Origin of the sequence: Mesorhizobium sp. LNJC391B00 (assembly GCF_000502535.1) — a bacterium.
In the GTDB taxonomy this organism is placed as follows: domain Bacteria; phylum Pseudomonadota; class Alphaproteobacteria; order Rhizobiales; family Rhizobiaceae; genus Mesorhizobium.
Window position 1 is genome coordinate 18,971 of record NZ_AYWI01000019.1, and the last position, 25,063, is coordinate 44,033.

Annotated in this window: 32 protein-coding genes; 11 read left to right on the forward strand and 21 right to left on the reverse strand. The window is 62.5% G+C overall.

The genetic code is table 11. The features are described from left to right. Positions 1-365: 365 nt before the first annotated feature. Positions 366-1,004 carry a CGNR zinc finger domain-containing protein gene (locus tag X750_RS1000000163875; RefSeq protein ID WP_245271255.1) on the reverse strand — a complete coding sequence of 213 codons (639 nt, stop codon included), beginning with the start codon at positions 1,002-1,004 and terminating at the stop codon, positions 366-368. On the opposite strand from X750_RS1000000163875, the gene X750_RS1000000163880 reads away from it, so the two are divergent. Next, the gene (locus X750_RS1000000163880; protein ID WP_023748787.1) at positions 995-1,852 is read left to right on the forward strand and encodes a DUF2066 domain-containing protein; all 858 of its coding nucleotides are present in this window, start codon (positions 995-997) and stop codon (positions 1,850-1,852) included. The genes X750_RS1000000163875 and X750_RS1000000163880 overlap by 10 nt on opposite strands. Before the next feature lie 770 nt (positions 1,853-2,622). Here the strand turns inward: X750_RS1000000163880 and X750_RS01000000163420 are convergent. Together X750_RS01000000163420 and X750_RS01000000163425 are read right to left on the reverse strand one after the other, a co-directional pair. Continuing rightward, complete coding sequence (locus X750_RS01000000163420) at positions 2,623-3,330, reverse strand: CapA family protein (protein ID WP_050587745.1); 708 nt, start codon at positions 3,328-3,330, stop codon at positions 2,623-2,625. A gap of 158 nt (positions 3,331-3,488) precedes the next feature. Then, the gene (locus X750_RS01000000163425) at positions 3,489-4,187 is read right to left on the reverse strand and encodes a site-specific integrase (protein ID WP_245271251.1); all 699 of its coding nucleotides are present in this window, start codon (positions 4,185-4,187) and stop codon (positions 3,489-3,491) included. An 84-nt stretch (positions 4,188-4,271) separates the two neighbouring features. Between X750_RS01000000163425 and X750_RS1000000167205 the strand changes: the two genes are divergently transcribed. Both X750_RS1000000167205 and dusA read left to right on the forward strand, forming a co-directional pair. Next, positions 4,272-4,487, forward strand: a complete 216-nt coding sequence (locus X750_RS1000000167205) for a hypothetical protein (protein ID WP_245271250.1) — start codon at positions 4,272-4,274, stop codon at positions 4,485-4,487. A gap of 175 nt (positions 4,488-4,662) precedes the next feature. Further along, the gene (gene dusA / locus X750_RS136505) at positions 4,663-5,658 is read left to right on the forward strand and encodes a tRNA dihydrouridine(20/20a) synthase DusA (protein ID WP_023748788.1); all 996 of its coding nucleotides are present in this window, start codon (positions 4,663-4,665) and stop codon (positions 5,656-5,658) included. A gap of 5 nt (positions 5,659-5,663) precedes the next feature. On the opposite strand, the gene X750_RS136500 is transcribed toward dusA, so the two are convergent. Together X750_RS136500 and X750_RS136495 are read right to left on the reverse strand one after the other, a co-directional pair. Further along, positions 5,664-6,368: a TIGR02281 family clan AA aspartic protease gene (locus X750_RS136500; protein ID WP_023682479.1), complete on the reverse strand. Its 705-nt coding sequence runs from the start codon at positions 6,366-6,368 to the stop codon at positions 5,664-5,666. 13 nt (positions 6,369-6,381) lie between these two features. Continuing rightward, positions 6,382-6,615, reverse strand: coding sequence for a DUF1289 domain-containing protein (locus X750_RS136495; RefSeq protein WP_023824914.1), 234 nt, complete (start codon positions 6,613-6,615; stop codon positions 6,382-6,384). A gap of 186 nt (positions 6,616-6,801) precedes the next feature. On the opposite strand from X750_RS136495, the gene X750_RS136490 reads away from it, so the two are divergent. Next, complete coding sequence (locus X750_RS136490) at positions 6,802-7,800, forward strand: nicotinate-nucleotide--dimethylbenzimidazole phosphoribosyltransferase (protein ID WP_023682480.1); 999 nt, start codon at positions 6,802-6,804, stop codon at positions 7,798-7,800. A 9-nt stretch (positions 7,801-7,809) separates the two neighbouring features. On the opposite strand, the gene X750_RS136485 is transcribed toward X750_RS136490, so the two are convergent. Beyond that, complete coding sequence (locus X750_RS136485) at positions 7,810-9,333, reverse strand: HAMP domain-containing sensor histidine kinase (protein ID WP_023682481.1); 1,524 nt, start codon at positions 9,331-9,333, stop codon at positions 7,810-7,812. A gap of 75 nt (positions 9,334-9,408) precedes the next feature. Between X750_RS136485 and X750_RS136480 the strand changes: the two genes are divergently transcribed. From X750_RS136480 to X750_RS136465, 4 genes are all read left to right on the forward strand, one after another. Continuing rightward, positions 9,409-10,032 carry a thermonuclease family protein gene (locus X750_RS136480; RefSeq protein ID WP_023682482.1) on the forward strand — a complete coding sequence of 208 codons (624 nt, stop codon included), beginning with the start codon at positions 9,409-9,411 and terminating at the stop codon, positions 10,030-10,032. Between the two features lie 39 nt (positions 10,033-10,071). After that, complete coding sequence (locus X750_RS136475; RefSeq protein WP_023682483.1) at positions 10,072-10,683, forward strand: glutathione S-transferase; 612 nt, start codon at positions 10,072-10,074, stop codon at positions 10,681-10,683. Further along, positions 10,683-11,300 (forward strand): uracil-DNA glycosylase family protein, encoded by a 618-nt coding sequence (locus X750_RS136470; protein WP_023682484.1) that lies wholly within the window; start codon positions 10,683-10,685, stop codon positions 11,298-11,300. Before X750_RS136475 ends, X750_RS136470 begins: the two co-directional genes overlap by 1 nt. Before the next feature lie 143 nt (positions 11,301-11,443). After that, positions 11,444-11,935, forward strand: coding sequence for an Lrp/AsnC family transcriptional regulator (locus tag X750_RS136465; RefSeq protein WP_023669013.1), 492 nt, complete (start codon positions 11,444-11,446; stop codon positions 11,933-11,935). Between the two features lie 48 nt (positions 11,936-11,983). On the opposite strand, the gene X750_RS136460 is transcribed toward X750_RS136465, so the two are convergent. From X750_RS136460 to moaA, 13 genes are all read right to left on the reverse strand, one after another. Continuing rightward, entirely contained in the window at positions 11,984-12,553 is a 570-nt protein-coding gene (locus X750_RS136460) for a DUF3299 domain-containing protein (protein ID WP_023682485.1), read from the reverse strand. 46 nt (positions 12,554-12,599) lie between these two features. Further along, positions 12,600-13,184 carry a GNAT family N-acetyltransferase gene (locus tag X750_RS136455; protein ID WP_023682486.1) on the reverse strand — a complete coding sequence of 195 codons (585 nt, stop codon included), beginning with the start codon at positions 13,182-13,184 and terminating at the stop codon, positions 12,600-12,602. Further along, complete coding sequence (locus X750_RS136450) at positions 13,144-13,848, reverse strand: DNA alkylation repair protein (protein ID WP_023682487.1); 705 nt, start codon at positions 13,846-13,848, stop codon at positions 13,144-13,146. The genes X750_RS136455 and X750_RS136450 overlap by 41 nt, the downstream gene beginning before the upstream one ends. 9 nt (positions 13,849-13,857) lie before the next feature. Beyond that, positions 13,858-14,727 carry an NAD(P)-dependent oxidoreductase gene (locus tag X750_RS136445; RefSeq protein WP_023682488.1) on the reverse strand — a complete coding sequence of 290 codons (870 nt, stop codon included), beginning with the start codon at positions 14,725-14,727 and terminating at the stop codon, positions 13,858-13,860. A 104-nt stretch (positions 14,728-14,831) separates the two neighbouring features. Continuing rightward, positions 14,832-15,662: an ABC transporter permease gene (locus X750_RS136440; RefSeq protein ID WP_023696151.1), complete on the reverse strand. Its 831-nt coding sequence runs from the start codon at positions 15,660-15,662 to the stop codon at positions 14,832-14,834. Positions 15,663-15,733: 71 nt separating this feature from the next. Then, positions 15,734-16,450 (reverse strand): ABC transporter permease, encoded by a 717-nt coding sequence (locus X750_RS136435; protein ID WP_023669007.1) that lies wholly within the window; start codon positions 16,448-16,450, stop codon positions 15,734-15,736. A 75-nt stretch (positions 16,451-16,525) separates the two neighbouring features. Next, positions 16,526-17,311, reverse strand: coding sequence for an ABC transporter substrate-binding protein (locus X750_RS136430; RefSeq protein WP_023682491.1), 786 nt, complete (start codon positions 17,309-17,311; stop codon positions 16,526-16,528). Between the two features lie 318 nt (positions 17,312-17,629). Beyond that, a complete protein-coding gene (gene mobB / locus X750_RS136425) occupies positions 17,630-18,133 on the reverse strand; it encodes a molybdopterin-guanine dinucleotide biosynthesis protein B (RefSeq protein ID WP_023682492.1) in 504 nt (167 codons plus the stop codon). Next, positions 18,130-18,759, reverse strand: a complete 630-nt coding sequence (gene mobA, locus X750_RS136420; protein ID WP_023702271.1) for a molybdenum cofactor guanylyltransferase MobA — start codon at positions 18,757-18,759, stop codon at positions 18,130-18,132. Before mobA ends, mobB begins: the two co-directional genes overlap by 4 nt. 7 nt (positions 18,760-18,766) lie before the next feature. After that, on the reverse strand, positions 18,767-19,687 hold the full coding sequence (locus X750_RS136415) for a DMT family transporter (RefSeq protein WP_023696149.1): 921 nt from the start codon (positions 19,685-19,687) through the stop codon (positions 18,767-18,769). Positions 19,688-19,914: 227 nt separating this feature from the next. After that, positions 19,915-20,271 (reverse strand): hypothetical protein, encoded by a 357-nt coding sequence (locus X750_RS136410; RefSeq protein ID WP_023696148.1) that lies wholly within the window; start codon positions 20,269-20,271, stop codon positions 19,915-19,917. A 96-nt stretch (positions 20,272-20,367) separates the two neighbouring features. Then, on the reverse strand, positions 20,368-20,868 hold the full coding sequence (locus X750_RS136405) for a hypothetical protein (protein WP_023696147.1): 501 nt from the start codon (positions 20,866-20,868) through the stop codon (positions 20,368-20,370). A gap of 52 nt (positions 20,869-20,920) precedes the next feature. Next, positions 20,921-21,916, reverse strand: a complete 996-nt coding sequence (gene moaA / locus X750_RS136400) for a GTP 3',8-cyclase MoaA (protein ID WP_031214771.1) — start codon at positions 21,914-21,916, stop codon at positions 20,921-20,923. A gap of 200 nt (positions 21,917-22,116) precedes the next feature. Here moaA and X750_RS136395 point away from each other — a divergent pair, with 200 nt between their 5' ends. Beyond that, a complete protein-coding gene (locus X750_RS136395) occupies positions 22,117-22,470 on the forward strand; it encodes a DUF971 domain-containing protein (protein ID WP_023668999.1) in 354 nt (117 codons plus the stop codon). Positions 22,471-22,535: 65 nt separating this feature from the next. Further along, positions 22,536-23,147 carry a pyridoxamine 5'-phosphate oxidase family protein gene (locus tag X750_RS136390; RefSeq protein ID WP_023696145.1) on the forward strand — a complete coding sequence of 204 codons (612 nt, stop codon included), beginning with the start codon at positions 22,536-22,538 and terminating at the stop codon, positions 23,145-23,147. 26 nt (positions 23,148-23,173) lie between these two features. Here the strand turns inward: X750_RS136390 and X750_RS136385 are convergent, their stop codons facing one another. Continuing rightward, positions 23,174-23,626 carry a MarR family transcriptional regulator gene (locus X750_RS136385; RefSeq protein ID WP_023748789.1) on the reverse strand — a complete coding sequence of 151 codons (453 nt, stop codon included), beginning with the start codon at positions 23,624-23,626 and terminating at the stop codon, positions 23,174-23,176. A gap of 48 nt (positions 23,627-23,674) precedes the next feature. Here X750_RS136385 and X750_RS136380 point away from each other — a divergent pair, with 48 nt between their 5' ends. Beyond that, positions 23,675-24,583: an alpha/beta fold hydrolase gene (locus X750_RS136380; RefSeq protein ID WP_023702270.1), complete on the forward strand. Its 909-nt coding sequence runs from the start codon at positions 23,675-23,677 to the stop codon at positions 24,581-24,583. Between the two features lie 45 nt (positions 24,584-24,628). Here the strand turns inward: X750_RS136380 and X750_RS136375 are convergent, their stop codons facing one another. Then, on the reverse strand, positions 24,629-25,027 hold the full coding sequence (locus tag X750_RS136375) for a rhodanese-like domain-containing protein (protein ID WP_023688500.1): 399 nt from the start codon (positions 25,025-25,027) through the stop codon (positions 24,629-24,631). Positions 25,028-25,063 lie beyond the last annotated feature (36 nt).

A 25,063-nucleotide genomic window follows, 5' to 3' on the forward strand; every position in this document is an offset into this window, starting at 1 on the left:
ATATCTCGTGCATAGTCCGGCGAATCATTAGCAACCGGTCACAGCAAACCTAAGGCGACTTACCGTCAGCGCCGTTGATTTCGCTATCTGCCTGCCTCAACCCGGCCGGGGCGAGTCAAAGGGACGAGTGCGCCGATTTGATCGCTTCTTTCGGACGAACAAATCGATCACATCAGTTCAATATCTCCAGGTCACGCAACGCTTGCTGCGTGCCCCCGCCACGGCGGACATGCCTCGACCGATAGAGACAGTCGGACCCACCTCCAACAATCTGTACCATCGCGACTAGCGACACAGTCCCCCTGAATGTCCGATGGCGTTGCGCGGACTGGCTACTGGCCTTTTCATTCTGCGCTTCGACCGCGCTACTTCCGATGTGCCAGGCGGTAGCGGGCGGCCTTGGCGCGGTTGCCGCAACTGTCCATCGAGCACCAGCGCCTCGGTTTGGAGCGGCTGTCGTCGATGAAAAAGCCACCGCAATTGTCAGCCTCACATTGCCGGATGTCGTTTCCTGATGGAAAGAGCACCAGGATGGCAGCGGCTGCTGCTGACCGGCGCAGCGGCAGGTATAGCCCTTCGTTTGTCGACGTGGATTGGAGGTTCAAGATGTCGCCAAGGCCCGCCGAGCCGCCAGCGTGCCCTATCGCTTTGTGAAAGCTGCGCAGGGCAACGCGTTTCGAGGCGACACCACGGCCGAGGTTTTTTGCACAGACACCGAGCCACGATTTGAGGGCGGCGCGCAGTTTTAGCACCTCGAGATGTACCTCGCGAGCGACCCGTGGGCGATTTACGGCATGACGGTCGAGGACCCGCCTTTCAGTTTCCGACAACAATAGGGCCGGAATGCAAAAGGCCAACAGATCCTGATAGCTCGTTATGCAATCGATCTCTGCTCCCTGGCGCCAGTGCAATGTGTTGGCAAGATCAAGTGCGGGCGCACCACCCAGCATGCGCATAGGCCCGCGCGGCGAGACGTAGGTCCGTAGAAATTCTGTTGATTCCATCGCTGTCAATATGTAACCTCCTAAACAGTTACTCAAGAGGGCAGGGCGGGTTAAATGAAGAAGCCTCTGTTGACGGTCTGTCCTGGTTTGCGTTTGCAGTCACTGGCCAGGCAAACGACGATGTCCTTTATCGCTCAAGCGTGATCGTCACCGGAGATCGCGAGGAAACGCGCGTCCCTGCCATCCCTGAGGGTTTCGCACTGGCAGCGCAAAAGCTGACCGGAAATCCCGACGTCGTGCACAATCTGACCTTCGCTTCGCTGGCGACCGGGGCACCTGCCATGGTTTGGTCCTACACCTACCATGACCGCATGTTCGGCAGGCCAATTCACGACGAGCAGGGCACACGCGATCGCCCTTTCGATCTCACCTTCCAGTTCGACCGGACGCGAATGGACCATGCGATGGCGCTGCTGGGTGAGAGACCGTGGTTGGGGCCGCGCCCGAAGCTGGCGCTTGTCATCGAGGTTACCGATATGGCGCGTAGCTATGTACTCGCCGCCGATGGCGTCCACGGATCGGACCTGCGCGCAAGCTTTGAAGATGCTTCGGCGCTATTCGCCATACCGATCATTTTCGCAAAAGAAGCCGATCTGTCGGCGGTCGCGCAGGAAAACGTCGATGCAATACCTCATGAGCGCCTGGCCAGACTGAAATCCAGATTGGGGGCTGACGTGATCTTGGTCGGGCACCTCCATTGGAAAACCAACGAGCCGGGCTGGCATGCGGTTTGGCGCCTGCCACTTGGACCAGAAGGTACAAAGTGGGAGATCGCAGGCGTAAATTTCGATGCTGCCTTCCGCAACGCAATCGGAGGTGCCGCCAAACGCATGCGACCGACAAGATAGCTCACTCACCACTATTCCCGGGGCTGAAGATGCCCCCAACTCAGGGTTCAACTGTGCCCGCGTGCGGTGACACGGGTCAGCGAGTCAGGACCGGGTGGGTCGTCAGCTGTGTTGGGACCACCTCTGAATTGTTGCGTATTGGTCCTGGGCGCTGTTGAGGTAAGAAATGCTGCCACTTTAGAAGCCCGCCGGCCCGTGGCGCGCCGCGCAGGAGCCGAAAAAACGGGCGCCCAACGTAGGGTTGGCGGAATGCCCATTCAACTCAGTACAAAACTATGCCCCGTTCTCAGCCTGGGTTTTACGACTGCTGCCCGACTATCCGCACTTGCGCAAGCGACTGGCCGAAAAGGGGAGCCTGCTCCAGCAGCAGGAAGACATCGCGTTATCACCCCCTCTGCCAACTCGACATCACCGTTCTGAAGGGTGAATTGCTGGTAGGGCAGCTGTAGAAATGCGTCCGCTCGTCGGCAATATCGCCGCTATAAGCGCTGCCTACAATTTGTGGCGCGGATATTCTGGAGCTTGGGTTCCTCGCCGCACTTTTATTGATGAACACCCCACCCTGCCTGTTTGGCGCGATGTCAGGCCGATAGACGCTCATGAAGCTCTCCGTACAGACAGCGCTGTCTGAGAATCCCTCCTCAGGGCCCCGGGCATCTGTATGCATGCAACTCGCATCAACGTCCACTCAGAGGTCGTCTGCCGAATGGCAGCTATCCGCCGAGCTCGCCCCGATAGCGACCGGCCGGTTCCGGCCCCATTTCGGCCTTTCAATGACGTGCTTCGTTTCGCCGCGTGCCGCTATGATGCGGGCGGAAACCTGGCAGCCATAGACCTCCTGCCGGTCGTGATCGGCGCGGAGGCACAGTCTCCCGGATCAGCAACGGCCAGATTGGTACCCATCGCCGTAACGGGAAGCGCGGCGCGGGGTGGACGTGAAATAGGAAATTTCCAAGGCCGTAGAAGATCGGCGCGCCATTGTAGATTTCCACGGCCTGCAGCACCGGCGCGCCGTGGCTGACGAAAAGGTTCGCGCCGGCGTCGATGCACATACGGGCAAAGCTCTGCACCCAGCGCGGTACGTCCTGCCAACCTGGCTCCCAATGATGGTGGTGCAGATAGGCAATGACGAAATCGCCCTGTGCAGCCGCGTGCCGGATGTCGGACAGGTGTATGGCCGCGCTCCGCTGGTCGACTTCTATCAGACGGCCGAAATCGGCGGCCTGCGCGAAGACGGTTCCGTAGAAATTGATCTCCGTGCCGGCCGACGCCTCAACAGGGTCCTCCGGTTGCGCATAGTTGGCCAGTTCGAAGGGGGAGCTTTGCAATTGAGCGCTCAGCCTTGCCAGTCTGCTGAAATGTCCGTCCGGCACCCCTATCTTGCGGACGGTGTTCAGACGATTGACGCCGGGCCGAGCCGGCCGGAAGGCCGTGCGGTCTTCGGCATACATGTTGGTCGGGCCGAGACCTGCATCCATCGCAAGAAGCGCGAGGTCGCGCGCGCCCAGCCGGCGGCCCCAGGTTTCCTCGCGTCAGTCTCGTCGGCCCCGATGCCGGCATGCAGGACACCGCGCCCTTCCACCTCCTCCAGCGTCGAGAGGATACCGCCGGCGCCGAAACCTTTTGATACTCACATCTATGCGGCGCGCGCTGCCAACAGCGCGTGGAGAGCCTCCGGCTTCAGATGGGTGTAGCGCTTCAACATTTTCCAGTCCTTGTGCCCAGTTACCAGCGCAACCTGTTCGATCGTGGATCCGGCCTCGAAAAGGCGGCTTGTCCCTTCGTGCCGCAAGTCATGAAAATGAAGATCGTGGATTCCCAAGTCAGCACATCCTCGACGGAACGCAGTTCCAACTGACCGATGGTTGAACGGGAAAATTCGATCGTCGTCATTGCTACGCTTTCTCAGCCGCTCTTCAACAATGGCCCACGCATCATAGCCAGTGGCTGCAAACAGCGGTATGCGCTGGTTGTTACCGTTCTTGTTTCGAGGGTCCTTCCTGTCGCGGACAAGGAGCATCCGCGTGCGGGATTCCAAATCGGACCAACGCGCCTTGCAGATATCTTCCTGGCGCATCGCGGTTGCGATAGCGAACCGAATGATCTGGCTAATCGGTGCAATCTGGCGAGCGTTTGCCTCGAAGTGAGCGATGAGCTTGTCGAGTTCATCCTGTGTCGGTCGTCTATCTCGCTGTAGGCCTTTGCCAACGAGACCGAGCCTCGTGAGGGCGACACGCGCGAAATCAACCGGTTCGACCTTGACGGGCAGGCCGTGGACCGCAGCGGCGTGAGTAAGAACAAGTTTTATAAAGCCGATGTCGATACCGAGAGTCATCGGTCCGGCACCTTGGGCGGCGCGGTCACGACCAAAACGAATGAGCCGTTCGCGATCGAGCGCTGCTAGGTTGCACTTCCCCAAATGCCGTTGGAGCATATCGAGGGCCGCGGCCTTGGAGCGGCGAGGGGACTTGCCTACATCGCACATGTCGTCGATATGAAGGTCTATCAGTTCGCCGAAGGTTTTGAGGCGCGCTATGCGGGACTGGTCGGCGTCTCACCTCGATCGACCTGGCGCTCGGTTTCGGTGGCCCAACGCCGGGCGTCGTCTCGGCGCAGGAAGGTCTCGCTGACGTAGCGACCTTTGCGACGGACTTGGACACGCCAGGAACCGGACGAGAGCTTTGTGTAGGTGGCCATTTCTTCGTGTGCGCTCCGTGTGCACTGAGAGATCGAAACGTGGCAAAAACGGGTCGTATTCTGGCGTAAATTCGTGTGCACTCGGTAGGTTCTAAGGTTCTGATGTTAAACAGATGCTGAAAAATCAAGAGCATAGACTGGCCGTTGCGCCGATGATGGATTGGACCGACCGGCATTGCCGGTTCTTCCACCGCCAGCTGACGCGGCGTGCGCTGCTCTACACCGAAATGGTGGTGGCGGACGCCGTCATCCATGGTGCGCGCGAGCGGCTGCTTGGTTTTGACGAGACCGAACATCCGGTGGCACTGCAGCTCGGCGGCTCCGATCCGCAAAAGCTGGCCGAGGCGGCGCGCATCGGCGAGGGCTTCGGTTACGACGAGATCAATCTCAATGTCGGCTGTCCGTCCGACCGCGTCCAGTCCGGCACGTTCGGCGCCTGCCTGATGAAAGTGCCTGACCTCGTCGCCGATTGTGTGGCGGCGATGAAGGCGGCGGTGACAATCCCGGTGACGGTCAAATGCCGCATCGGCGTCGACGAGCAGAATCCGGAGCCCGCGCTCGACGCGCTGGCCGACGGCGTCTTCGCGGCCGGCGCCGACGCGCTGTGGGTGCATGCGCGCAAGGCCTGGCTGGAGGGTCTGAGCCCGAAGGAAAATCGCGACATCCCGCCGCTCGACTATGACAGGGTCTATCGCCTCAAGGCGGGAAAATCGAACAAATTCATCGGCATCAATGGCGGCGTTCAATCGCTCGAAGAGGCGGCTCGCCACCTCGATCATGTCGATGGCGCCATGCTTGGCCGCGCCGCCTACCACACGCCAGGCATCCTGGCCGGCGTCGACGCGGCATTCTACGGCGGCAAGGCCGGCGCCTACGATTTTGCCGCGCTGATCCACACGATGGCCGACTATGCGGCGCGGCATATCGAGCAGGGCGGGCGGCTCGGCCACGTCACTCGCCACATGGTCGGGCTGTTCCACGGCCTGCCGGGCGCGCGCCGCTTCCGGCAGATACTGTCCACCGACGCGACGAAACCCGGCGCCGGACCGGATGTGCTGAAGGCAGCGTTCGCTGCCGTCGATTTCGACCGTGTTGAAAAGGCCGCTTAAGCAGTTCAGTCGCGCAGAATCATCCGGTTGCCGCGCACGTCGAAACCCGACAGCGAACCGATGAAATTCATGCCGAGCAGGCTCTGGCTGAGCGCGCCGGGCGCGGCGACCATGACCTGCATGTTCTTGCGCACGATGCCGCCGATCGCCAGTTCGTCGGTGCGCACCGAAGCGGCGCGCGCCATGCCATTGGCGGTCGAGACCGGGACGGTGAAGCTCAGCGCGGCCGGATTGAAGCCGGCGGCCTGCGCGTCTTCGGCGGTGAGCACTGTACTGGTCGCGCCGGTATCGACGACGGTGCGGATCGGTGCGCCGTTGATCGTGATGCGGGCCTCGAAATGGCCGCTGTCGGCCTTGTCCAGGGTCACGGTGGCATGGCCGTCCTCGACGCCGAGCGCCAGCGGGCTGCCGGGAACGAGGCCCGCCGTCACCCGGCTGGCGAAATCCTGCAACTCGTAGCGGTACTGGTAGCCGGCGACGAGCGCCAACACGATCACGGCCCACGTGCCGAGACTGCGGGCCATGACGCCCAGCGGCCTGCCGGACCGGACAAGGCCGGCGCTGACCAGCAAGCCGATCGCCCCCAGCCAGACCAGACGGCTGAAATCGTAATTCTCGATGCCGAACGTGCTGCCGGCGTCGTTGTTGATCATCAGCAGCACCAGCCCGAGGCCGATTGCCGCCATCACGATCCAGAACAGTCGGTTCATTGGACCTGCCGTTTCAAGAGAGGACGTCGCGCTCGCGCGCCATGCGGCTGCGGCGTGTTTCCCGGCGCGGCCGGCGCTCGACCGTTTCCAATCGGGCCGGCAACTCGGCCATGACGCTGCGGCGTACCTCCGGCGTCATCCCCATCCAGGCGCCGATTTCATCGCGCGTGCGGCCACAGCCGAAGCAGAAGCCGGTTTTCATGTCGATCGAACAGACCAGGATGCACGGGGATTCGATGGCCGTCATGACTTTCTCTTGAAGGTTCCTTCCGGAATCCCTCGTTTCATCTCCACATGGTGCAACGGCAAAGCCAATGCAAGCCCTTCGGAATGCGGCGCGGGCAACCGCTTTCGCGCCAATATCGAGGGGAGTTGTGCCGGCCGGGCAAGGCGGTTATGCCGCTGATCAATCCCAGGGATGATCAGGACCGACATGACCAGCGCGCTGCCCTTCGACGACTTTCGCAATCTGCTGGCGAGCCTGCCGCCTGCCGATACAGTCGCGGAAAACAGGGTGCGCACCCTGTTTTCCAAGGCCGACAAGCCGAAAGCCTCGCTTGGACGTATCGAGGACATCGCCGCCTGGCTTGCTGTCTGGAGCGGGCGCGCCCCGCCGGCGGTGAACCGGCCCCTGGTGGCGATCTTCGCCGGTAACCATGGCGTGACCCGCCACGGCATCTCGCCGCGCCCTGTCGCTGCGACCGCAAACGCCGTTGAGCTGTGCGCCGCCGGCGGTGCGGCAATCAACCAGATCTGCGTCGCCAACAATCTTGGCCTCAAGGTGTTCGATCTGGCGCTGCACATTGCGACCGCCGACATCACCGAGGACGCCGCCCTCGACGAACGCGGCTGCGCCGCCACCATGGCCTTCGGCATGGAAGCCATCGCCGGTGGCGCCGATCTGATTTGCCTCGGCGATCTCGGCGTCGGCAACTCAACCGTTGCGGCGGCCTTGTGCGCCGCCCTGTTCGGTGGCAGCGGCGCCGACTGGGTCGGCCCCGGCTCCGGTGCGGACGCGGCCATGCAGGCGCGCAAGGCTAATGTAATCGATAAAGCCGTCGCCTTCCATGGTGCGGCTCTTAAGGACCCGTTGGAAGCACTGCGCCGGGTCGGTGGCCGCGAGTTTGCGGCGATTGCCGGCGCCATCCTCGCCGCCCGGATGCAAAAAATCCCGGTGCTGCTCGATGGCTTCGCCGCGACCGCCGCCGCTGCCGTGCTGCATGCCGCCAACCCAGGTGCGCTCGATCATTGCCTGCTGGCCAGTCTGTCGCCGGAGCCCGGCCAAAGGCTTGCCGCCGAGCGGCTCGGCCTCAGGCCGCTGTTCGATCTCGGCATCAGCCACGGCGAAGGGGCAGGGGCCGCCCTTGCCGCCGGTCTGGTCAAGGCGGCGGCGCTTACCAGTTCGGGCATGGCGGCGGCGGTCAAAGCCTAGAACAAGCTGTCAGCGTCGGCGAGCCGCCGCGACCGCCTTTGTCGGCAGCGCCGGCAGTTCCTCCATCACTCGGGCGAGCGGGAAGATGGCGATTGCCTCGGTGCCTTCGCGCAATTTCGACTGAAGTTCGAATTCGCCGCCATGCATGGCGAGCAGGCCCTGCACGATCGGCAGTCCGAGCCCGGTGCCCTGTTCGGCGCTCTTGATGGCGATCGAGCCCTGGCCGAAGGCGGACAGCACGATCGGGATTTCGTCTTCCGGTATGCCCGGCCCATTGTCCTTGACCGAAATGTACTGGCCGCCGCCCGCCGTCCAGCCGACGCGCACGCGAACTTCGCCGCCGGTGGCGGTGAATTTGATGGCGTTGGACAGGAGGTTGAGCGTGATCTGCCGCACCGCGCGCTCGTCGGCGAACAGCCGCGGCAGGGCACTTTCGAAATCCTGGACGATGCGGATGTCCTTGTTGCGCGCCTTCAATTCCATCATGTGGCAGCAATCTTCGGCGATGTTGAGCAGCATCACCGGCTCTTCGTTGAGCTGATAGCGGCCGGCCTCGATGCGCGACAGATCAAGGATTTCGTTGATCAGGTCGAGCAGATGCTGGCCGGAATCGTGCACGTCGCGGGCGTAGTCGCGATAGGTCGGATTGCTCATCGGCCCGAGCACTTCATTGGCCATCACCTCGGAAAACCCGAGAATGGCGTTGAGGGGCGTCCTCAGCTCATGGCTCATCGAAGCAAGGAAGCGCGACTTCGCCAGATTGGCGTCTTCGGCCCGCCGACGAGCTTCGTCCGACATCGATTTCGCTGTCTCCACCTCTGCTAGCAGCGCGTCCTTTTCGGAGCGGAAGGACAGAAGTATCAGCGACGAGCGGTTGAGATGGCGCGCGATATAGGCAAAGAACGGCAATGCCGCGACCAGCAGGGCGACCATGATCGTCCCGACCGGCACCCAAAATTTCGTTTCGGCATAGGCATAGACCGCCACCGGAACGACGAAGGTGGCAAGCAGCGAGCCGCGCAAGGACGACGCCATGATAGCGGTGGTCGCCATGGCCAGCAGCAGCACCACCGCCTTGGCCACCTGGAACTGGTCGATCTGGCAGGTGGCGCAGCCGAGCCAGGCGAACCACGCCCAGCCGAGGCCGCACAGCGAATGGCCGATCAGAAAATCCCTGCGGGTGCGAACAGGGTTGAGCTCGGCAGCTTCGGTGCGGCCGACGCGCCGCGCCATGAAGGCGACGATCGAATAGCAGATCAGGGTGAACAGCGCCCAGACGCTGATCTGTTTGTCCACACCGGCCAGCAGCCCGGCCGCCGCGACCGCCAACACCAGCAGTGGGATGACGGCTGCGCCGCCCACCATGGTCCCGGCGTGCAGCTTCAGCAGCTCGCGGTCGAAGTCGAGATTGCCGACCTGCTGCGAAAGACGGTCGCGCGTCTTGCGCACCGCGCGCGCCACATCGCTGTTGCGGTGCGGTTTCCGGCGGTCCACAATGAATTTATCCGCTGTGTTCGAGCGTAGCAGAGGCATGGAAACTTCGATTTATGCGCGCAGCGATCTCAATTCGTTAAGCTACGTTCGAATGATTAAGAGACTGTTTGCCATATGAGCCGTTCGTGGTCGCCAAGGCCGCGCCGGCGATACTATCCGCCGCCGCCGCGAAGCCTGTGGCGCAAGCTGCTGGACTACGCGCTGACGGTCATTCTGCTCGGCCTGCTGATCCTGCTCGCCGCACGCCTCGACCGTTTCGAGACGCGCAAGGCGCAAGGGGCGGCGATCGTCAACGATGGCGATTCACTCACTCTTGGCACCGAACGTATCCGCATGCGCGGCATCGACGCTCCGGAATACCAGCAGATCTGCCGTAGGGATGGCGCGGACTATGCTTGCGGCAGGCTGGCGCGCCAGGCGCTGGTGCGGCTGATATCAGGCAATCCGGTGACCTGCAGCGGCTGGCAGCGCGACCGCTACGGCCGCCTGCTCGGCGATTGCAAGGCCGGTGGAAAGGATCTCAACCGGGCCCAGGTTGAGGCCGGCTGGGCAATTGCCTATGGCGATTTCGACACCGAGCAGGCCATTGCCCGCGCCGGCAAGGTTGGCATCTGGGCCGGCACGTTCGATCAGCCGCAAGACTGGCGCGAAAGCCACCACGGCGGCCCGCTCGAAAGAAAGCACGGCACCCTGGCTTCGGTCGGTGACGCCTTGCGAGAGATGTTTCGCTTCTGGTGACGAGCACTATAGTTGAAGGACCAGATCGGGAGGATAAGCATGAAACTGTTCGACGGCGGCCGCGCCCCCAATCCGCGGCGCGTGCGGGTTTTCCTCGCCGAAAAGGGCATCGCAGTGCCGCTGGTGCCGGTCGACATGGGTGCGATGGGGCACAAGCAGGAGCCGGTCAGGTCGCGCAACCCGCTGCAGCGGCTGCCGGTGCTCGAGCTCGACGACGGTACCATCCTCACCGAATCCGTCGCCATCTGCCGCTATTTCGAGGAACTGCATCCCGAACCGGCGCTGTTCGGGCAAGGCGCGCTCGGCAAGGCCAAGGTCGAGATGTGGCAAAGGCGCATGGAGTTCAATCTGCTCAGCTGCGTCGCCCAGGCTTTTCGCCACATCCATCCGGCGATGAAGGAATGGGAAATTCCGCAGATCCCCGAATGGGGCGAGGCCAACAAGGCGAAAGCGGTTGAATTCCTGAAACTGCTCGAGCCCGAACTGGCAAACCGCGAATTCGCCGCCGGCGACGCCTATTCGATCGCCGATATCACCGGCATGATCGCCATGGATTTCATGAAACCGGCGCGCATCAAAGTGCCGGACGAGTGCACCAACGTGCTGCGCTGGTACAGCGCCGTCTCCAGCCGTCCGAGCGCTTCCGCCTGATGGAGGCGGAACTCGAACGCTTGACGGCAAAGGTCCGCGCCTGCCGCATCTGCGTCGACACTCCGGTCGGCAGGCCACTGCCGCACGAGCCGCGCCCGGTGCTGCTGCCATCATCCAGCGCCCGCATCCTGCTCGCCGGCCAGGCGCCAGGTACAAAGGTGCATTTGTCGGGCATGCCGTTCACCGACGCCTCCGGCGACCGCTTGCGAAGCTGGCTGGGCGTGACAAGCGAGGAATTCTACGACACGGATAAATTCGCCATCGTGCCAATGGGGTTCTGCTTCCCCGGCCAGGACGCCAAGGGCGGCGACCTGCCGCCGCGCCGAGAATGCGCGCTGGCCTGGCGCGCGCCGCTGATGGCGCTGATGCCGCAGATCGACCTCGTTTTGACAATCGGCTCCTACGCGCAATCCTGGCATATGGGCGCCACGCGCCGGCCGTCGCTGACCGAAACCGTGAAGGACTGGCGCACCATCTGGGATGCGCCGGCCAGCCTGAAAGTGCTGCCGCTGCCACACCCGTCATGGCGCAACTCAGGATGGCTGAAGCAGAATCCATGGTTTGAAATGGATTTGCTGCCGTTTCTGAGATCGGAAATCCGCTATCGCATAGATTAGACTTTAAGCAAGATATCACTCGCTTTTGTGCCATCCGGCAGAATTTCTTTCTTGTGAAAGGTCGAAATAAGAGGGAGTATAGCCAATCTATTCCCAAAGCGCGTCGCGCTCGAGGGAACGCGGCCTGCACCAGGAGCACCTCAATGGATCGCCTCGACAGAAAAATTCTCCGCCTCCTGCAGGAGGACGCGACGCTCGCGGTTGCCGATGTCGCCAAGAAAGTCGGCCTGTCGACGACGCCGTGCTGGCGCCGCATCCAGAAGCTGGAGGAAGAGGGAGTCATCAAGCGGCGCGTCGCCATTCTCGACCACGAAAAGGTCAATGTGCGCGTCACCGTCTTCGTGTCGATCCGCACCAATTCGCACAGCCATGAATGGCTGCGGCGTTTCTCGGAAGTCATCCAGGAATTTCCCGAGGTGGTCGAATTCTACCGCATGAGCGGCGACGTCGATTATCTCTTGCGCGTCGTGGTGCCCGATATCGCCGCCTATGACGCCTTCTACAAGCGGCTGATCGCCAAGATCGAGATCCGCGACGTATCGTCGTCCTTCGCCATGGAGCAGATCAAGTACACGACCGAAATGCCGCTCGACTACATGCTGCTGGACAAGGAATCCGGCGCCAACGCGGCCTGAGCGCGGTTGTCCGTGACTGGGCGGTGACGCTGCACAAGCAGGCGCCGTTTAGTTCTTCTTTTTGTTGAGGAAACTCCAGGGCGAGTTGACCGGCAGCGTGATCGTGTCCGGCACCGTGTCGACTGCCACCACATCGGCTTTGCGTACGGTGTAGCCGGACTGGATGATGCTGACGCCGTCGAGAATGAACAACTGGCTCTTCTCCAAGCCGGGCCGCAAAGCGCCGGTCACGGCAACCGACTCATAGGACTGCGACATCTTGTAGGGACGGGCCGGCGTCACCAGCACGATCTGGTTGGGCGGCGGCGTCGGCATGTGGCTGCAAGCGCCTGTCCACGGCACCAGCAGGAATTGGTAGACGAGATCGCCATCACGGTCGACCGGCAATGCGTAGCCGGCTAATTGTACTATCTTGTCTTGCAGGTTGAGCGACAATGTCTCGCCACGATCGGGCAGTTTTGCCGCAATCATCGGCAGACCGGCATCTTCGGCCACCGCCTGCGTCGCAGGACGCAGATCTTTCCAGAAGATGCGCGCGGTTTGGCCTGAGGCGTTGGTAGCGGTGAACACCAACAACGCGGCTGCAAGCGCCAAGGTCGATTTGAGAGGACTGCTCATCGGCCGCTTCCTTTGTGCAGGAGTAAAGACGCCGCGGCCGATCGCGTCAACGCTCGAGCCGCATCACATGTCTGCGAGAGCCGGCCATGCCGACCTCATGGAACCCGCGAGCGATGAACATGTCGCGAAACCCCATGAAACGGTAGCTCGGCGATGCCTCGCCGACCGGGTAGGCCTCGATCACGCCGGCGCCCTTGGCAAAGGCGTGATCTATGGCAGCGTCAAGCAGCGCTGCCGCCAGCCCGCCGCCGCGCAGCGCCCTTGGCACATAGAAGCAGACGATCGACCAGATGCCGGTCTCGTCATCGTCCTGTTGCGACGTCAGCTTCCGATATGTCTGGCGCGGCGCGACCGAGCACCAGCCGACGGTCTTGCCGTCAATCTGGGCCAAGATTCCGACCGGCGTGCCGGCCTCGACAAGCGCCATCATGGCCCGTTTCAACTCGGCGTGCTGAACATGCTCGCGGCGGCCGGGCAGGGGCCGCCAGACCATGCACCAGCAATACTTCGGACCGCCTTGCGCTTCGAAGAGGCCTTCGAAATCGGCGCGCGTCTGCCGCGTCACCTCGGTGAACCGGACGTTGGCCAGGTCAGCCTTTTCTGGCGGCGATCCGCTCGATGATCTTGGCATTGGTGAGTTCCCGTACGGCGTCCTTGCCAATCCAGCGAGCCGTCTTGTCGGTCGACTGGGCCAGCCGTTCGGCCACGGCAAGGGCAGCACCGTGCATCTCCAACGATCGCTTGCCGATCGAACGAAGCGCCCAGTTTGCCGCCTTCTTCACGAAATTGCGGCTGTCGGCGGCATGCCCTTCGATGATCGGCAGGAAGCCGAGGAAAGTCGCCACCGGCTCCTGCTTCCGGTGCACGACGGACCACGCCATCATGGCAAAGGCCGTGCGTCGAACGAACTCGCGCTCGTCCGCCGCGAACTCTTCGATCAGCTCCTTCCAGGCGTCCGTGTCGACGAAGAGATCGGAGACGCCGTCGACGATATCCCAGGAATCGAAGGACGCGGCCCATTGTCGTGCATCCGCGGCTGAGAAGCGCTTCGGGTCGGCCGTGACGGAAGCGATGAACTGCGCCTCCATGATGCCGGTCTGCCAAAGCTCGAAAGCACGCTCGTGGTTGCGCTTGATCTTTTTGGCGATCTGCCGCTGCATGCCATGCGAGATGCCGAGCGCGCGCTCGATCTTGATGCCGTAGCGCAGCATACCGCGGCGATTGTCCTCCGAGCCGATCGAGCGCAAATGGGCGACGATCTCATCGGCGCTCGATTGGGGCGAAAGCTCGGCCATTGCGAACGCCTATTTTTCCAGGCGCGCCAGCAGGGACGAGGTGTCCCAGCGCTTGCCGCCCATCGCCTGCACATCCTTGTAGAACTGGTCGACAAGGGCGGTCACCGGCAGTCTCGCGCCATTGCGGTCGGCTTCATCGAGGCAGATGCCGAGATCCTTGCGCATCCAGTCGACGGCAAAGCCGAAATCATATTTACCGGCATTCATCGTCTTGTGGCGGTTCTCCATCTGCCAGGACCCGGCAGCGCCCTTGGAAATCACCTCGATGACCTTCTCGATGTCGAGCCCGGCCTTTTTGCCGAAATGGATGCCTTCGGCCAGTCCCTGAACCAGCCCGGCAATGGTAATCTGATTGATCATTTTCGTGAGCTGGCCGGCGCCCGACGGACCCATCAGCCCGACCATGCGGGCGAAGGCGTCGATGACCGGCCTGGCCTTGTCGAAGGCAGCCTGCTCGCCGCCGACCATCACCGTCAGCACGCCGTTCTCGGCGCCCGCCTGGCCGCCGGAAACCGGGGCGTCGAGGAAGGAAAAACCGGCCTTTTCGGCGGCGTCGGCCAGTTCGCGCGCCACTTCGGCCGAAGCCGTGGTGTTGTCGATGAAGACGGAGCCTTTTTTCATCGCGGCGAAGGCGCCATGGGCCCCGGTCGTCACCGAGCGCAGATCGTCGTCATTGCCGACGCAGGAGAAGACGAAGTCCTGGCCCTCTGCGGCCTCCGCCGGCGTCGCGGCAGACTTGCCGCCATGCTGGGCAACCCATTGCTCGGCTTTCGCCGCGGTGCGGTTGTAGACGGTGACGTCGTGGCCGCCTTTGTTCCTGAGGTGCCCGGCCATGGGATAGCCCATCACGCCAAGACCGAGAAATGCCACAGATGCCATGAGTTTGCCCTTCAGATGAAAGCGAAATTGTCAGCGCAAGCTCTAGGCACTGCACACAATTCGTCAAGACGCGCATGAGCCGATCGACTGGTACAGCCGACCGCTCAGCGGATCAGATGAATGGTGATCCGTCGCTCGATCCATTCGACGCCGTGGCGCAGGATCTCGACCATCACCAGATAGACGATGGCGACCCAGACATAGGCCTGGAAGTCGAAGGACTTGGCGTAGGCCAGCTTCGCGTTGCCCATCAAATCATAGACGGTGATGATGGCAACGATGGCGGAAGCCTTGATCATCAAGACGAGTTCATTGCCGTAGGGCCGGAGCGCGACGATAAAGGCCTGCGGCAGGACGACCTTGCGCAGCGTCTGCAATTTGTGCAGGCCGAGCGAAGCAGCGCCCTCCCATTGGCCCCTCGGAACACTTTCTATGGCGCCGCGCAGGATTTCGGCCTGGTAGGCGGCGGTGTTGAGCGCGAAGGCGAACACACCGCAATTGAAGGCGTCGCGGAAGAACCACCACAGTCCGACGGATTCGAGCTGCACCCGGAATGAGCCCAGGCCGTAATAGACGAGATAGACCTGGACGAGCAGTGGCGTGCCGCGGAAGAAATAGACGTAGCAATAGGCCAGGACAGACAAATAGCGGTTCGTTGACATGCGGGCATAGGTGACGGGCAGCGAAAAGAGCGCGCCGAGCACCATCGAGATGGCCACCAACGCAAGCGTGGTTCCCAAGCCCTGCAGATAGGCAGGCGCGTATCTGGCGAAGAACTCGCCATTCCAGGCGTAAACCAGATAGACGGCGATGCCGATGCCGAACAGGATCCAGAAGCCGACCAGTGCATAGCCGACGACACGGGCCCGCGGCCAGCCCCGCGCCCGTGGTGGTGGCTTCTCGATGTCGACGGCGGCGCGCGTCACGACGCTCATCGTGCCTCCCTCCNAGCCCCGCGCCCGTGGTGGTGGCTTCTCGATGTCGACGGCGGCGCGCGTCACGACGCTCATCGTGCCTCCCTCCGCCCGAGCGAACGCAGGATGAAGCCGGTGGCGATCGACGACAGGATGGCAAGGATGAGAAACACCATCGCCGCGACACTGTAGAACAGGAAGGAATGTTTGGTGACACGGGCCGCCACGCCGGCGTTGCGCAAGGTTTCAGCCAGGTTGACGACCGACACCAGGGCCGTGTCCTTGAGCAGGCTCAGCCAGCAATTCTCAAGGCCGGGGAAGGCGATGCGCAGCAGCTGCGGCAGGATCACCTTGCGCATCGTCTGCCATTTCGACAGCCCGATCGCATAGCCGCCCTCGTACTGGCCCTTCGGAATGGCGCGAAAGGCCGACAGGAAGACTTCGCTGGAATACGACGAAAAGATCAGCGACAGCACGATCATGCCGGCGAGGAAGCTGTCGACATCGACCGTCGCTTCCGGCCTGAACAGACGGATGACATACTGCAAGAGGATCGGCATGCCGAAGAAGAACAGGAAAAGCGTCACCAGTTCCGGCAGTCCGCGAAACACCGTGGTGTAGATGTTGGCAGCCACGCGAAGCGACGGCTCTTCGGATTGTTTTGCCCAGGCGACGAAAAAGCCGATCGTCAGGCCGATCGGCAGTGTCGCCAGCGCGAGCGCAATCGTGACCAGTGCGCCATAGGCAATATCGTCAATCCAGCCATCGGGTCCCCAAGTGAGAAGTATCCATATGTTCTGGCTTGGCATTGACGGGTCTTGTCTCCACTTCTGTCAGGCCAAGGCGGCAGCAGGAAACTTCCCCTGCCGCCTTGTTTCAGACGATCAGGACTCGGCGCCGAAGACGTCGAACTTGAAGTACTTGTCGTTGATTGCCTTGTACTTTCCGTTGGCGCGGATTGCGTCGATGGCGCTGTTCAACTTGTTGACCAGATCCGTCTCGCCCTTGCGCACGGCGATGCCGGCGCCCGGTCCAAAGATATCGACCGGCTGCGGCGAAGGCTGGCCGAGAATCTTGCAGCAGGCGCCATCAGGCGAATCCAGGAACTGTTGCAACACGACGATATCGTCCTCGATCGCGTCGAGACGGCCATTGGCGAGATCGGCCTGCTCTTCGGGGCTGCTCGGATAGCCCTTGACCGTGCTGTCCGTATAGGTTTTCGAGGCATAATTGAAATGCGTCGTGGTGGTTGCGACGCCGATGGTCTTGCCGGCCAGGTCTTCCTTGGTCACGCCCTTGAGGGTCGAATCCTTGGGTACCGCGATCGCCGACGGCGTGTTGTAGTATTTGTGGGTGAAGTCGACCTTCTCGGCGCGCTCCGGCGTGATCGACATCGAGGCGACGATGGCGTCGAACTTGCCGGCCTGCAGGGCCGGAATGATGCCGTCCCAATCCTGGGCGACGAAGGTGCACTTGACCTTCATCTCGTCGCAGAGCGCCTTGGCGATGTCGATGTCGAAGCCCACGAGCTGGCCGTCGGAGGTCAGGTTGTTGAATGGGGGGTACGCGCCTTCGGTGCCGATTCTCAGGGTCGTTTCCTGAGCCTGGGCGACGCCGAGCGTCAGCAGCGCAGCCGATGCGGCGAGCGCGATACGCAGTGCAATACGCATGATAGTCCTCTCTTTATGGCTCCCGGCCGTCGTTCCGGAACGGCTCTGTGGGGCGGTGCTTTTGACCGCCCGCTGGCGCGATACTCCCACTGTTTTCGGGAGAAAAGCAACTGTAAAACCGTTGCTTGCGGGATTTGCGGGTCCAGCCAATGCCGACGCCGGGTTAATGCATGTCGCCCAAAAGTGCGCAGCGGTTTTGGGACGACGACATGCATAAATAAAACAACCTGAAGGCGTCGCATGAGGCCGTTCAGGCGCGACGCGCTTAGACAATGCAACGGCTGAAGAGGGCGGCTGACCCGGGCGAGGGCAGGGGCCTCAAGGTTTGAGGCCGGTCATGCGCTCGATGAAGTCGGCTATCCCTTCCGTGTCGTCGAGATCGAACACAGGCAGGCTTTCGCCGGTAACCGCGAAGTCGGCGGCAATCGCCACGATATGTCCGTCGTTCGCCGACAGCGGCGAGCGGTCCTTGGCCTCCCGCCGCCGGGTCTCGATCTTTTTGTGCGCCTCGCGCTTGTAGCCTTCGACCAGCACGATGTCGCACGGGGCCAACCGCGACAGGACCGTCTCCAGCGTCGGCTCGTCCTCACCGCGCAATTCATGCATCAGCGCCCAGCGTTTGCCCGACACCACCGCGACTTCGGTGGCGCCCGCCTGGCGGTGACGAAAGCTGTCGGCGCCAGGCTTGTCGATGTCGAACTCATGATGGGCGTGTTTGACCGTCGACACTGTCCAGCCGCGCCGGACGAGCTCTGTGACCAGCTTCTCGGTCAGTGTGGTCTTGCCGGAATTCTTCCAGCCGGTGATGCCGAAGATGTTCATGGGCCGATGCTCTGCAACAGACGCTCGGCCACCGCAAGGTCGGGCGGTGTGTTGATGTTGAAGAACGGGTCGATCTCGTCACTGCCGTGGGTCAGCAACGGAAATGCCACTTTGACACAGTCGTGCCGCTCGATGAAGGCGGAGACGCGCCTGTTGTCCTCGATCAGGAAATGGCGCAAGGCCTCACGCAGCCCGAGCGGCCACAGCGCAAAGGTCGGATGCCGCCTGCCGCCGGAACTGGCAACAGCGATGGAGCCTGGTCGCTCGTCAACAGCCGCAGCCAGCCTCTCGACCAGATCCACCGGCAGAAACGGCGTGTCGCCGGCGGCCGTCGCCAATGCCGTGCAAGCGGTGTTCGCTGCCGCCCATTCGAGGCCGGTGAGGATTCCGGCAAGCGGTCCGGCATAGCCTTCGACCGCATCGGCGAGAACCGGAAGACCGGCCGCGGCGAAGCGCGCCGGGTCACCATTGGCGCTGAGCGCCAGCGATCCGACCTGCGGCGCCAGGCGGGCAACGACATGGTCGAGAAGCGGACGCCCGCCAAGCGCCAGCAAAGTCTTGTCGCCGCCGCCCATGCGCCGTGACAGGCCTCCGGCCAGGATAATTCCTGCAATGTCTTGGCTCATGGCCAACCTATATGCCGTCCGGCGCCATGTCGGGTCCAGCGCTTTCGGCCGCCGGCTTCTGCCGGCCGACGACCCGCTCGCGATAGAGCGCGTAGAGGCCGGAGCCGATGATGATTGCGGAGCCAACGATCATCGGCAGGTCGGGGACATCGCCGAAGATGATGAGGCCAAGCAGCATCGACCAAAAGAGGGCGGTGTAGCGGAATGGCGCAATGAAGGAGATGTCGCCGGCCCGCATTGCCATGATGATGAACTGGTAGCCGATCAGCACCAGCACCGCCGCCAATGCCAAAAGTGCCGTGCCTTTGCCGGACATCGGCGTCCAGCCGCCCATCGGCGACAGGAGCACGGCGCCAACGATGGTCATGGCGATTGCCGTTGCCGTCGACACCAGCAAGGTCGGGATAGCGCTCGGGATGCGCTTGGTGGCGAGGTCACGTACTGCGCAACAGGCGACGCTGACGAGTGCGTACAGCGAATAGACGCTGAAGCCTTCGAAGCCTGGCCGCACGATGATCAGCACGCCGCCGAAGCCGACCGCGATCGCCAGCCAGCGCCGCCAGCCGACCGCTTCGTTGAATACGAGTGCCGCCCCCATCGTCACCGCCAGCGGCAGCGCCTGCAGCACCGCCGAGACATTGGCGATCGGCAGATGCGCTAATGCCACAAGGAAGGCGACGGTGGCGCCGGCCTCGGCGACCACGCGAAGCGCCACCAGCGGCTGCAGCATCGACCTCGGTCGCGCGAGCGCGCCTTGCTGCCAGGCGAGCAGGCCGACGAGCAGCGACGCAAAGGCGCCGCGCACCAGCATCACCTGCGCCATGTTCATCGATTCCGACGAGAACTTGGTGATGGCGTCGTTGAGGGTGAAGCCGATCATGGCCACCATCATGCACAGCGCGCCGCGAATGTTTGGGGAAAGAGGCAAGGGCGTTACCGGTTTTGCAAGAGCAATTCCAGGAAAAGTGTGAAACGGTTTTCCGTCCGGAATTGCGTGAAAACAAAGAATAAAGCGGTTCGACGTTTCGGCGAAACGGTGAACCGCTCAAGCCTGTAGCAGCCGGCGGCAAGACAGCAACGTCAAAGAAATAGGCCACGGATTTTCACCCGTGACCCATAGAAATCCCTGAGAGGGCTGGCCGATGACCGGCAGGCTCATTTCGGCGTCAGCACCTCGGTGCCGCTGCCGTTCTTACCGGCGATGGTCCACAGGCCGTGCAGCGAGCCGTCATCTTCTACCTTGTAGACGACGAGACCGATTTCCTTGCCCATGACATAGCCGGCGGAGAAGGCATCGTCGTTGCGCATGCAGATGCCGTCCGACGATGATCCGCCCGTCTCCCAATGGATGGTGCAGGTGGTCTCGCTGGTCAGTGTGATGGTGGCTTCGCCGCCATATTTCGAGCCGTCGAAATTGGTGCCCGCAACGGTGTAGCTGCCACCGATGGACTGTGCTGCTGCCGGCGCGACGGCAAACCCAAGCATTGCAAGAGAAAGTAAGAATGTGCGCATGTCGTATTCCCCCAAACCGAGCGACGAGCCGCTATAGGCCGAAATTTAGGGCGGAACGCGATGGCGGTAAATCGGGTTTGCAGCGTCGAGAGCGATTTATTCCCAGTGTTGCTCAGCCCCATGCAGGCTGTCGCCGATAGCGCCGACCAGTGGGTCGTACTTGGCCTTGAGCGAGGCGGGATATTCGATCCAGACTGTATGGATTGCATCCTCTTTTTCGAAGACGATTCGGGTATAGAAGATCTTGTCGCCTTTGGTGCCTGAGACCACTGCCCAGTTCTTACCGGTTTTGCTGTAAGTGACCTTTTCCCCAGAGTCAGGGTCGGCTTTTTCCTTTTCAACCAGACTGTCGGGCGTATCTTCCGTCAGCTTGTATCCGCCGTAACAGGACAAGCTCGCACCATCGGGGCTAAGCCATTTTCGACCGTCGCCATTGAGGGACTCAGCCATCGGCTTGCTGAAAATCTGGCTCGGGAACGTGCACACCGTGCCATAGCGCGCATTGATGTAGGTGAACGGCTTTGCGAGCGCCACTGTGGTCGCCAATGATAGGGCCACGACCAGCGCTGACAGCCCGGTTTGGCAAACACGCTGCATGGAAATCCCCCTCGCTTCCAACGGAAGCATTCTGCACCAATCGCGGAGAAAATCAGCCGCCGGTGACGCTCATATGTCTCGACACCGACGGGCGGCTGGTGCGGCGGTCGATGATGAAATCATGGCCTTTCGGCTTGCGGCCGATCGCTTCGTCGATGGCAGCAGCGACCAGCTCGTTGCCTTCCGAGGTACGCAACGGCGCGCGCAGGTCGGCGGCATCCTCCTGACCCAGGCACATATAGAGCGTGCCGGTGCAGGTCAGCCGCACGCGGTTGCAGCTTTCGCAGAAATTATGCGTCATCGGCGTGATGAAGCCCAGCCTGCCGCCGGTCTCTGCGACATGGACGTAGCGGGCCGGACCGCCGGTCTTGTAGGGGATGTCGCTCAGCGTGAACTGGCGCTCGAGCGAAGCGCGCAGCAGCGATAGCGGCAGATACTGGTCGGTCCGGTCGGCGTCGATCTCGCCCATCGGCATGGTTTCGATGACGGTCAAGTCCATGCCGCGGCCATGCGCCCAGCGCATCATCTCCGGCAGCTCGACGTCGTTGAAGTCCTTCAGCGCAACGGCGTTGAGCTTCACCTTCAGCCCCGCCGCCTGCGCGGCATCGATGCCTTGCATGACCTTGCCGAGATGGCCCCAGCGGGTGATGGCGTGGAACTTGTCGGCATCGAGCGTATCCAGCGAGACATTGATGCGCTCGACACCGCAATCGGCAAGCTCGGCGGCAAAGCGCGACAGCTGCGAGCCATTGGTGGTCAGCGTCAACTCTTCCAGCGCGCCGCTCTTCAGGTGCCGCGACAGCTGGCGCACCAGATGCATGATGTTCTTGCGCACCAGCGGCTCGCCGCCGGTGAGGCGCAGTTTGCGCACGCCCTTTTCGATGAAGACGGTGCAGAGCCGGTCGAGTTCCTCGAGTGACAGCAGGTCCTTCTTGGGCAGGAACGCCATGTCCTCGGCCATGCAATAGGTGCAGCGGAAATCGCAGCGGTCGGTGACCGACACGCGCAAGTAGCTGATCGTGCGACCGAAGGGATCGATCATGTCCATGCGTTCAAGCGTTTCCAATGCTGCGAGTGGTGCCGTTATATACGGCTATGTGATACGATCCAACCCGCCATTCAAGATAGCCGCTCTCGATCTTTGGTGACATTCCCTGGCCGACATCCGATGTCGGCCGGGTCCAAATGGCCTTTTCCGCTCGCGCGAAGCAGCGTAGGGAAGGGCGGATTGATGCGGGATGCAGAACAATGACGGCGCCGAAGGAACTCAGGGTCTCGAAGGACAGAAAACTGCTGTCCGTCACCTTTCCCGATCATCGGCCGTTCGAACTGCCGGCCGAACTGCTGCGCGTCGCTTCACCCTCGGCCGAGGTGCAGGGCCATTCGCCGGACCAGCGGGTGACGGTTCCCGGCAAGCGTAACGTTGCTATCCTGAAGATCGAGCCGGTCGGCAACTACGCCGTGCGCATCACCTTCGACGATTTCCACGACACCGGCATCTTCACCTGGAATTACCTGCACACGCTTGGCCACGAAAAGGACGCGCGCTGGAATGCCTATCTCGCCGAGCTCCAGGAGAAGGGACTGAGCCGCGACCGCTAGTTCGGCACTGTCGGCAAAACGTCATTGACTGGGGGTAACGCTGGCAACGGTTCGGAGACGGGAAAATGTCTGACATCACCACGGTCGAACAGCTCGAAGCCCTCTACGGCCTGCCCGGCGAAGCGTCGACGGTCAAGGAACTCGACCACGTCATTCCCGAATATGCCGCCTTCATCGAAGCCTCGCCTTTTGTCGCCCTGGCGACGAGCGGGCCGGAAGGGCTGGACTGTTCGCCGCGCGGCGATCTCGCCGGCTTTGTGCGCATGCATGACCCGAAAACGCTGATGATGCCGGACAGGCGCGGCAACAACCGCGCCGATTCGCTTAAGAACATCATCCGCGATCCTCGCGTCGGGCTGCTGTTTCTTGTGCCGGGTTCGGGCACGACGCTGCGCGTCAACGGCCGCGCCCGCATCACCACCGACGCCGCGCTTTGCGCCTCCTTCGCCGTCGAAGGCAAGCCGGCGCGCTCGGTCACCGTGGTCGATGTCGATTCGGTCTATTTCCAGTGCGCCCGCGCCATCGTTCGCTCGGAGCTGTGGAACCCGGCAAAGCACGTCGACCCGAAATCGCTGCCGACACCCGGAACAATCCTGGAAGTCACCAGCCGCAAGAATATCGATGCCGGTACTTACGACAAGGAATGGCCGGAGCGGGCGAAGAAGACGATGTGGTGAGGTGGGAGGCGCGTGGATCGAACGGCTCAGGTATCCTTCAGCACGTCATAGATCTTGCGCATCTGTTCGCCGATCATGTCGCACTGTTCCGCTGTCGACTGGCTCATCGCCTTTTCGATCAGCGCCATATGCACCTTCAGCGCTTTCATCAGGAGCTCCGTGCCGGCCTCGGTAAGCGTCAGCCGCAGCACGCGCTTGTCCTTCTCATCGCCTTCGCGGCGCAGCAGGCCGCGCGCCTCGAGCTGCGGCAACAGCATGGTGATGTTGGAGCGGCCGACCAGCAGTTTGCGGGCGAGATCGTGCTGCGACATGCCGGGATGGCGATAGAGGTTCATCAGCACGTCGAGCTGCGCCGGCTTGAGATCCAGCGGCGCCAGCTTTACCACCAGCGTACGCTCCAGCACATGGCAGGCGCGCGCCACCGCGACCCAGTTGCGAAAGCGCGGGTTGTCCCAGGGCAGCTCTTGTTTAATGTTCATGTTTGAACTATTATGTTCATGCTTGAACGGAATGGATGGATCGCCACTATGGCATCATTTGGACTGAAGGTCATCCGGGGCGTGTTCCGCGCCGCCGAGCATGTGGCGCCCCGCCTGAGCGGGCGCGCCGCCTTCGAACTGTTCTGCCGCACGCCGAGCGTGAAGGCGCTCAGCGACGGCGAGCGGCGTGCGGTCGACCGCGCCGCCGGCTTCATGGCCGAGGCGCGCCATCATCGGCTGACGACCAAGGCCGGCTGCGTCATGGTGCACGAATTCCGGCCCGAGCCGGGCAGGGCGTCCGCCGGCACGGTGCTGGTGGTCCATGGCTGGCGTTCGCGCACGGAATATATGCGGGCGCTGATCGAAGGCTTTCGCGATGCGAGCTACCGGGTCGCCTCGCTCGACCTGCCGGGCCATGGCCAGTCGCTGGGCCGTCATCTCAATATGGTCAATGCGGTCGAGGCGGTCAGGGTCGCCGGCGAATGGTTCGGTCCGTTCAAGGCGATCGTCGGCCATTCCTTCGGTGGCGCCGTCGCCGCCAATGCCATTGCCGGTTCGATCAAGGGTATCCAGCCCGTCGCGGCCGAGCGGCTGGTGCTGGTCGCCGCGCCAAGTTCCCTGCCGGCGATCTTCGCCGACTTCAGCCGCATGCTCAATGTCGGTCCGCGTTCGCAGGTTTCCATGGCCGATCAGGTGAAAAGGCTGTCGGGCCGGCCGCTGCATGAATTCACCGGCGACCGCCAGTTGGCTGAGGCGCCGGTGCCGACGCTGGTCATCCACGCGCCGGACGACCGCGAAGTCCCCGCCGATCATGCCACACGTTATGCCGGCGCCGGCAGCCATGTGCGGCTGCACTGGGCCGATGGGCTCGGCCACCGTCGCATTCTCGCCGACAAAGGTGTTGTCGAACGCGCTGTGACTTTTGTCAAAAACGAGCGCGAGCCGATACTGCATTGATTCCAATGGGTGTATTGTCGACTCCGACAACGCCGGAGCGGTGAGCTAACCGTTCTTCTTGCCGCCCGGCTCGACGGGCAATCCGGCCGCCTTCCAGGCGGTATAGCCGCCAAGGATGTGCTTGACCGGCGACAGCCCCATATCCTGCGCCGTCTTGGTGGCCAGCGCCGAGCGCCAGCCGCCGGCGCAAAAGAAGACGAAGCTTTTGCCCGAGGCAAAGAACGGCTTGTGGTAAGGGCTTTCGGGATCGATCCAGAATTCCAGCATGCCGCGAGTGACATGTTTGGCGCCGGGGATCTGGCCGTCCCGCTCGATCTCGCGTGGATCGCGCAGGTCGACGAAGATGGTGTCCTCGTCGTCGAGCAGCCCGGCCGCTTCCTCGGGCGAGACCACCTCGATCTCGGCATTGGCCTCGTCGAGCAACTCGCGATACCCTTTTTTCACGGATGATCCCTCCCGGCGCATTTCGCCGCCGACTGG

Excerpts from the sequence above, each read along its gene's own strand:
- X750_RS1000000163875 (WP_245271255.1), bottom strand. The coding sequence starts at position 1,004 with ATGGAATCAACAGAATTTCTACGGACCTACGTCTCGCCGCGCGGGCCT.
- X750_RS01000000163420 (WP_050587745.1), bottom strand. The coding sequence starts at position 3,330 with ATGGATGCAGGTCTCGGCCCGACCAACATGTATGCCGAAGACCGCACG.
- X750_RS01000000163425 (WP_245271251.1), bottom strand. The coding sequence starts at position 4,187 with ATGACTCTCGGTATCGACATCGGCTTTATAAAACTTGTTCTTACTCAC.
- X750_RS1000000167205 (WP_245271250.1), top strand. The coding sequence starts at position 4,272 with ATGCCGTTGGAGCATATCGAGGGCCGCGGCCTTGGAGCGGCGAGGGGA.
- dusA (WP_023748788.1), top strand. The coding sequence starts at position 4,663 with ATGCTGAAAAATCAAGAGCATAGACTGGCCGTTGCGCCGATGATGGAT.
- X750_RS136500 (WP_023682479.1), bottom strand. The coding sequence starts at position 6,368 with ATGAACCGACTGTTCTGGATCGTGATGGCGGCAATCGGCCTCGGGCTG.
- X750_RS136495 (WP_023824914.1), bottom strand. The coding sequence starts at position 6,615 with ATGACGGCCATCGAATCCCCGTGCATCCTGGTCTGTTCGATCGACATG.
- X750_RS136490 (WP_023682480.1), top strand. The coding sequence starts at position 6,802 with ATGACCAGCGCGCTGCCCTTCGACGACTTTCGCAATCTGCTGGCGAGC.
- X750_RS136485 (WP_023682481.1), bottom strand. The coding sequence starts at position 9,333 with ATGCCTCTGCTACGCTCGAACACAGCGGATAAATTCATTGTGGACCGC.
- X750_RS136480 (WP_023682482.1), top strand. The coding sequence starts at position 9,409 with ATGAGCCGTTCGTGGTCGCCAAGGCCGCGCCGGCGATACTATCCGCCG.
- X750_RS136475 (WP_023682483.1), top strand. The coding sequence starts at position 10,072 with ATGAAACTGTTCGACGGCGGCCGCGCCCCCAATCCGCGGCGCGTGCGG.
- X750_RS136470 (WP_023682484.1), top strand. The coding sequence starts at position 10,683 with ATGGAGGCGGAACTCGAACGCTTGACGGCAAAGGTCCGCGCCTGCCGC.
- X750_RS136465 (WP_023669013.1), top strand. The coding sequence starts at position 11,444 with ATGGATCGCCTCGACAGAAAAATTCTCCGCCTCCTGCAGGAGGACGCG.
- X750_RS136460 (WP_023682485.1), bottom strand. The coding sequence starts at position 12,553 with ATGAGCAGTCCTCTCAAATCGACCTTGGCGCTTGCAGCCGCGTTGTTG.
- X750_RS136455 (WP_023682486.1), bottom strand. The coding sequence starts at position 13,184 with ATGCCAAGATCATCGAGCGGATCGCCGCCAGAAAAGGCTGACCTGGCC.
- X750_RS136450 (WP_023682487.1), bottom strand. The coding sequence starts at position 13,848 with ATGGCCGAGCTTTCGCCCCAATCGAGCGCCGATGAGATCGTCGCCCAT.
- X750_RS136445 (WP_023682488.1), bottom strand. The coding sequence starts at position 14,727 with ATGGCATCTGTGGCATTTCTCGGTCTTGGCGTGATGGGCTATCCCATG.
- X750_RS136440 (WP_023696151.1), bottom strand. The coding sequence starts at position 15,662 with ATGAGCGTCGTGACGCGCGCCGCCGTCGACATCGAGAAGCCACCACCA.
- X750_RS136435 (WP_023669007.1), bottom strand. The coding sequence starts at position 16,450 with ATGCCAAGCCAGAACATATGGATACTTCTCACTTGGGGACCCGATGGC.
- X750_RS136430 (WP_023682491.1), bottom strand. The coding sequence starts at position 17,311 with ATGCGTATTGCACTGCGTATCGCGCTCGCCGCATCGGCTGCGCTGCTG.
- mobB (WP_023682492.1), bottom strand. The coding sequence starts at position 18,133 with ATGAACATCTTCGGCATCACCGGCTGGAAGAATTCCGGCAAGACCACA.
- mobA (WP_023702271.1), bottom strand. The coding sequence starts at position 18,759 with ATGAGCCAAGACATTGCAGGAATTATCCTGGCCGGAGGCCTGTCACGG.
- X750_RS136410 (WP_023696148.1), bottom strand. The coding sequence starts at position 20,271 with ATGCGCACATTCTTACTTTCTCTTGCAATGCTTGGGTTTGCCGTCGCG.
- X750_RS136405 (WP_023696147.1), bottom strand. The coding sequence starts at position 20,868 with ATGCAGCGTGTTTGCCAAACCGGGCTGTCAGCGCTGGTCGTGGCCCTA.
- moaA (WP_031214771.1), bottom strand. The coding sequence starts at position 21,916 with ATGGACATGATCGATCCCTTCGGTCGCACGATCAGCTACTTGCGCGTG.
- X750_RS136395 (WP_023668999.1), top strand. The coding sequence starts at position 22,117 with ATGACGGCGCCGAAGGAACTCAGGGTCTCGAAGGACAGAAAACTGCTG.
- X750_RS136390 (WP_023696145.1), top strand. The coding sequence starts at position 22,536 with ATGTCTGACATCACCACGGTCGAACAGCTCGAAGCCCTCTACGGCCTG.
- X750_RS136385 (WP_023748789.1), bottom strand. The coding sequence starts at position 23,626 with ATGAACATTAAACAAGAGCTGCCCTGGGACAACCCGCGCTTTCGCAAC.
- X750_RS136380 (WP_023702270.1), top strand. The coding sequence starts at position 23,675 with ATGGCATCATTTGGACTGAAGGTCATCCGGGGCGTGTTCCGCGCCGCC.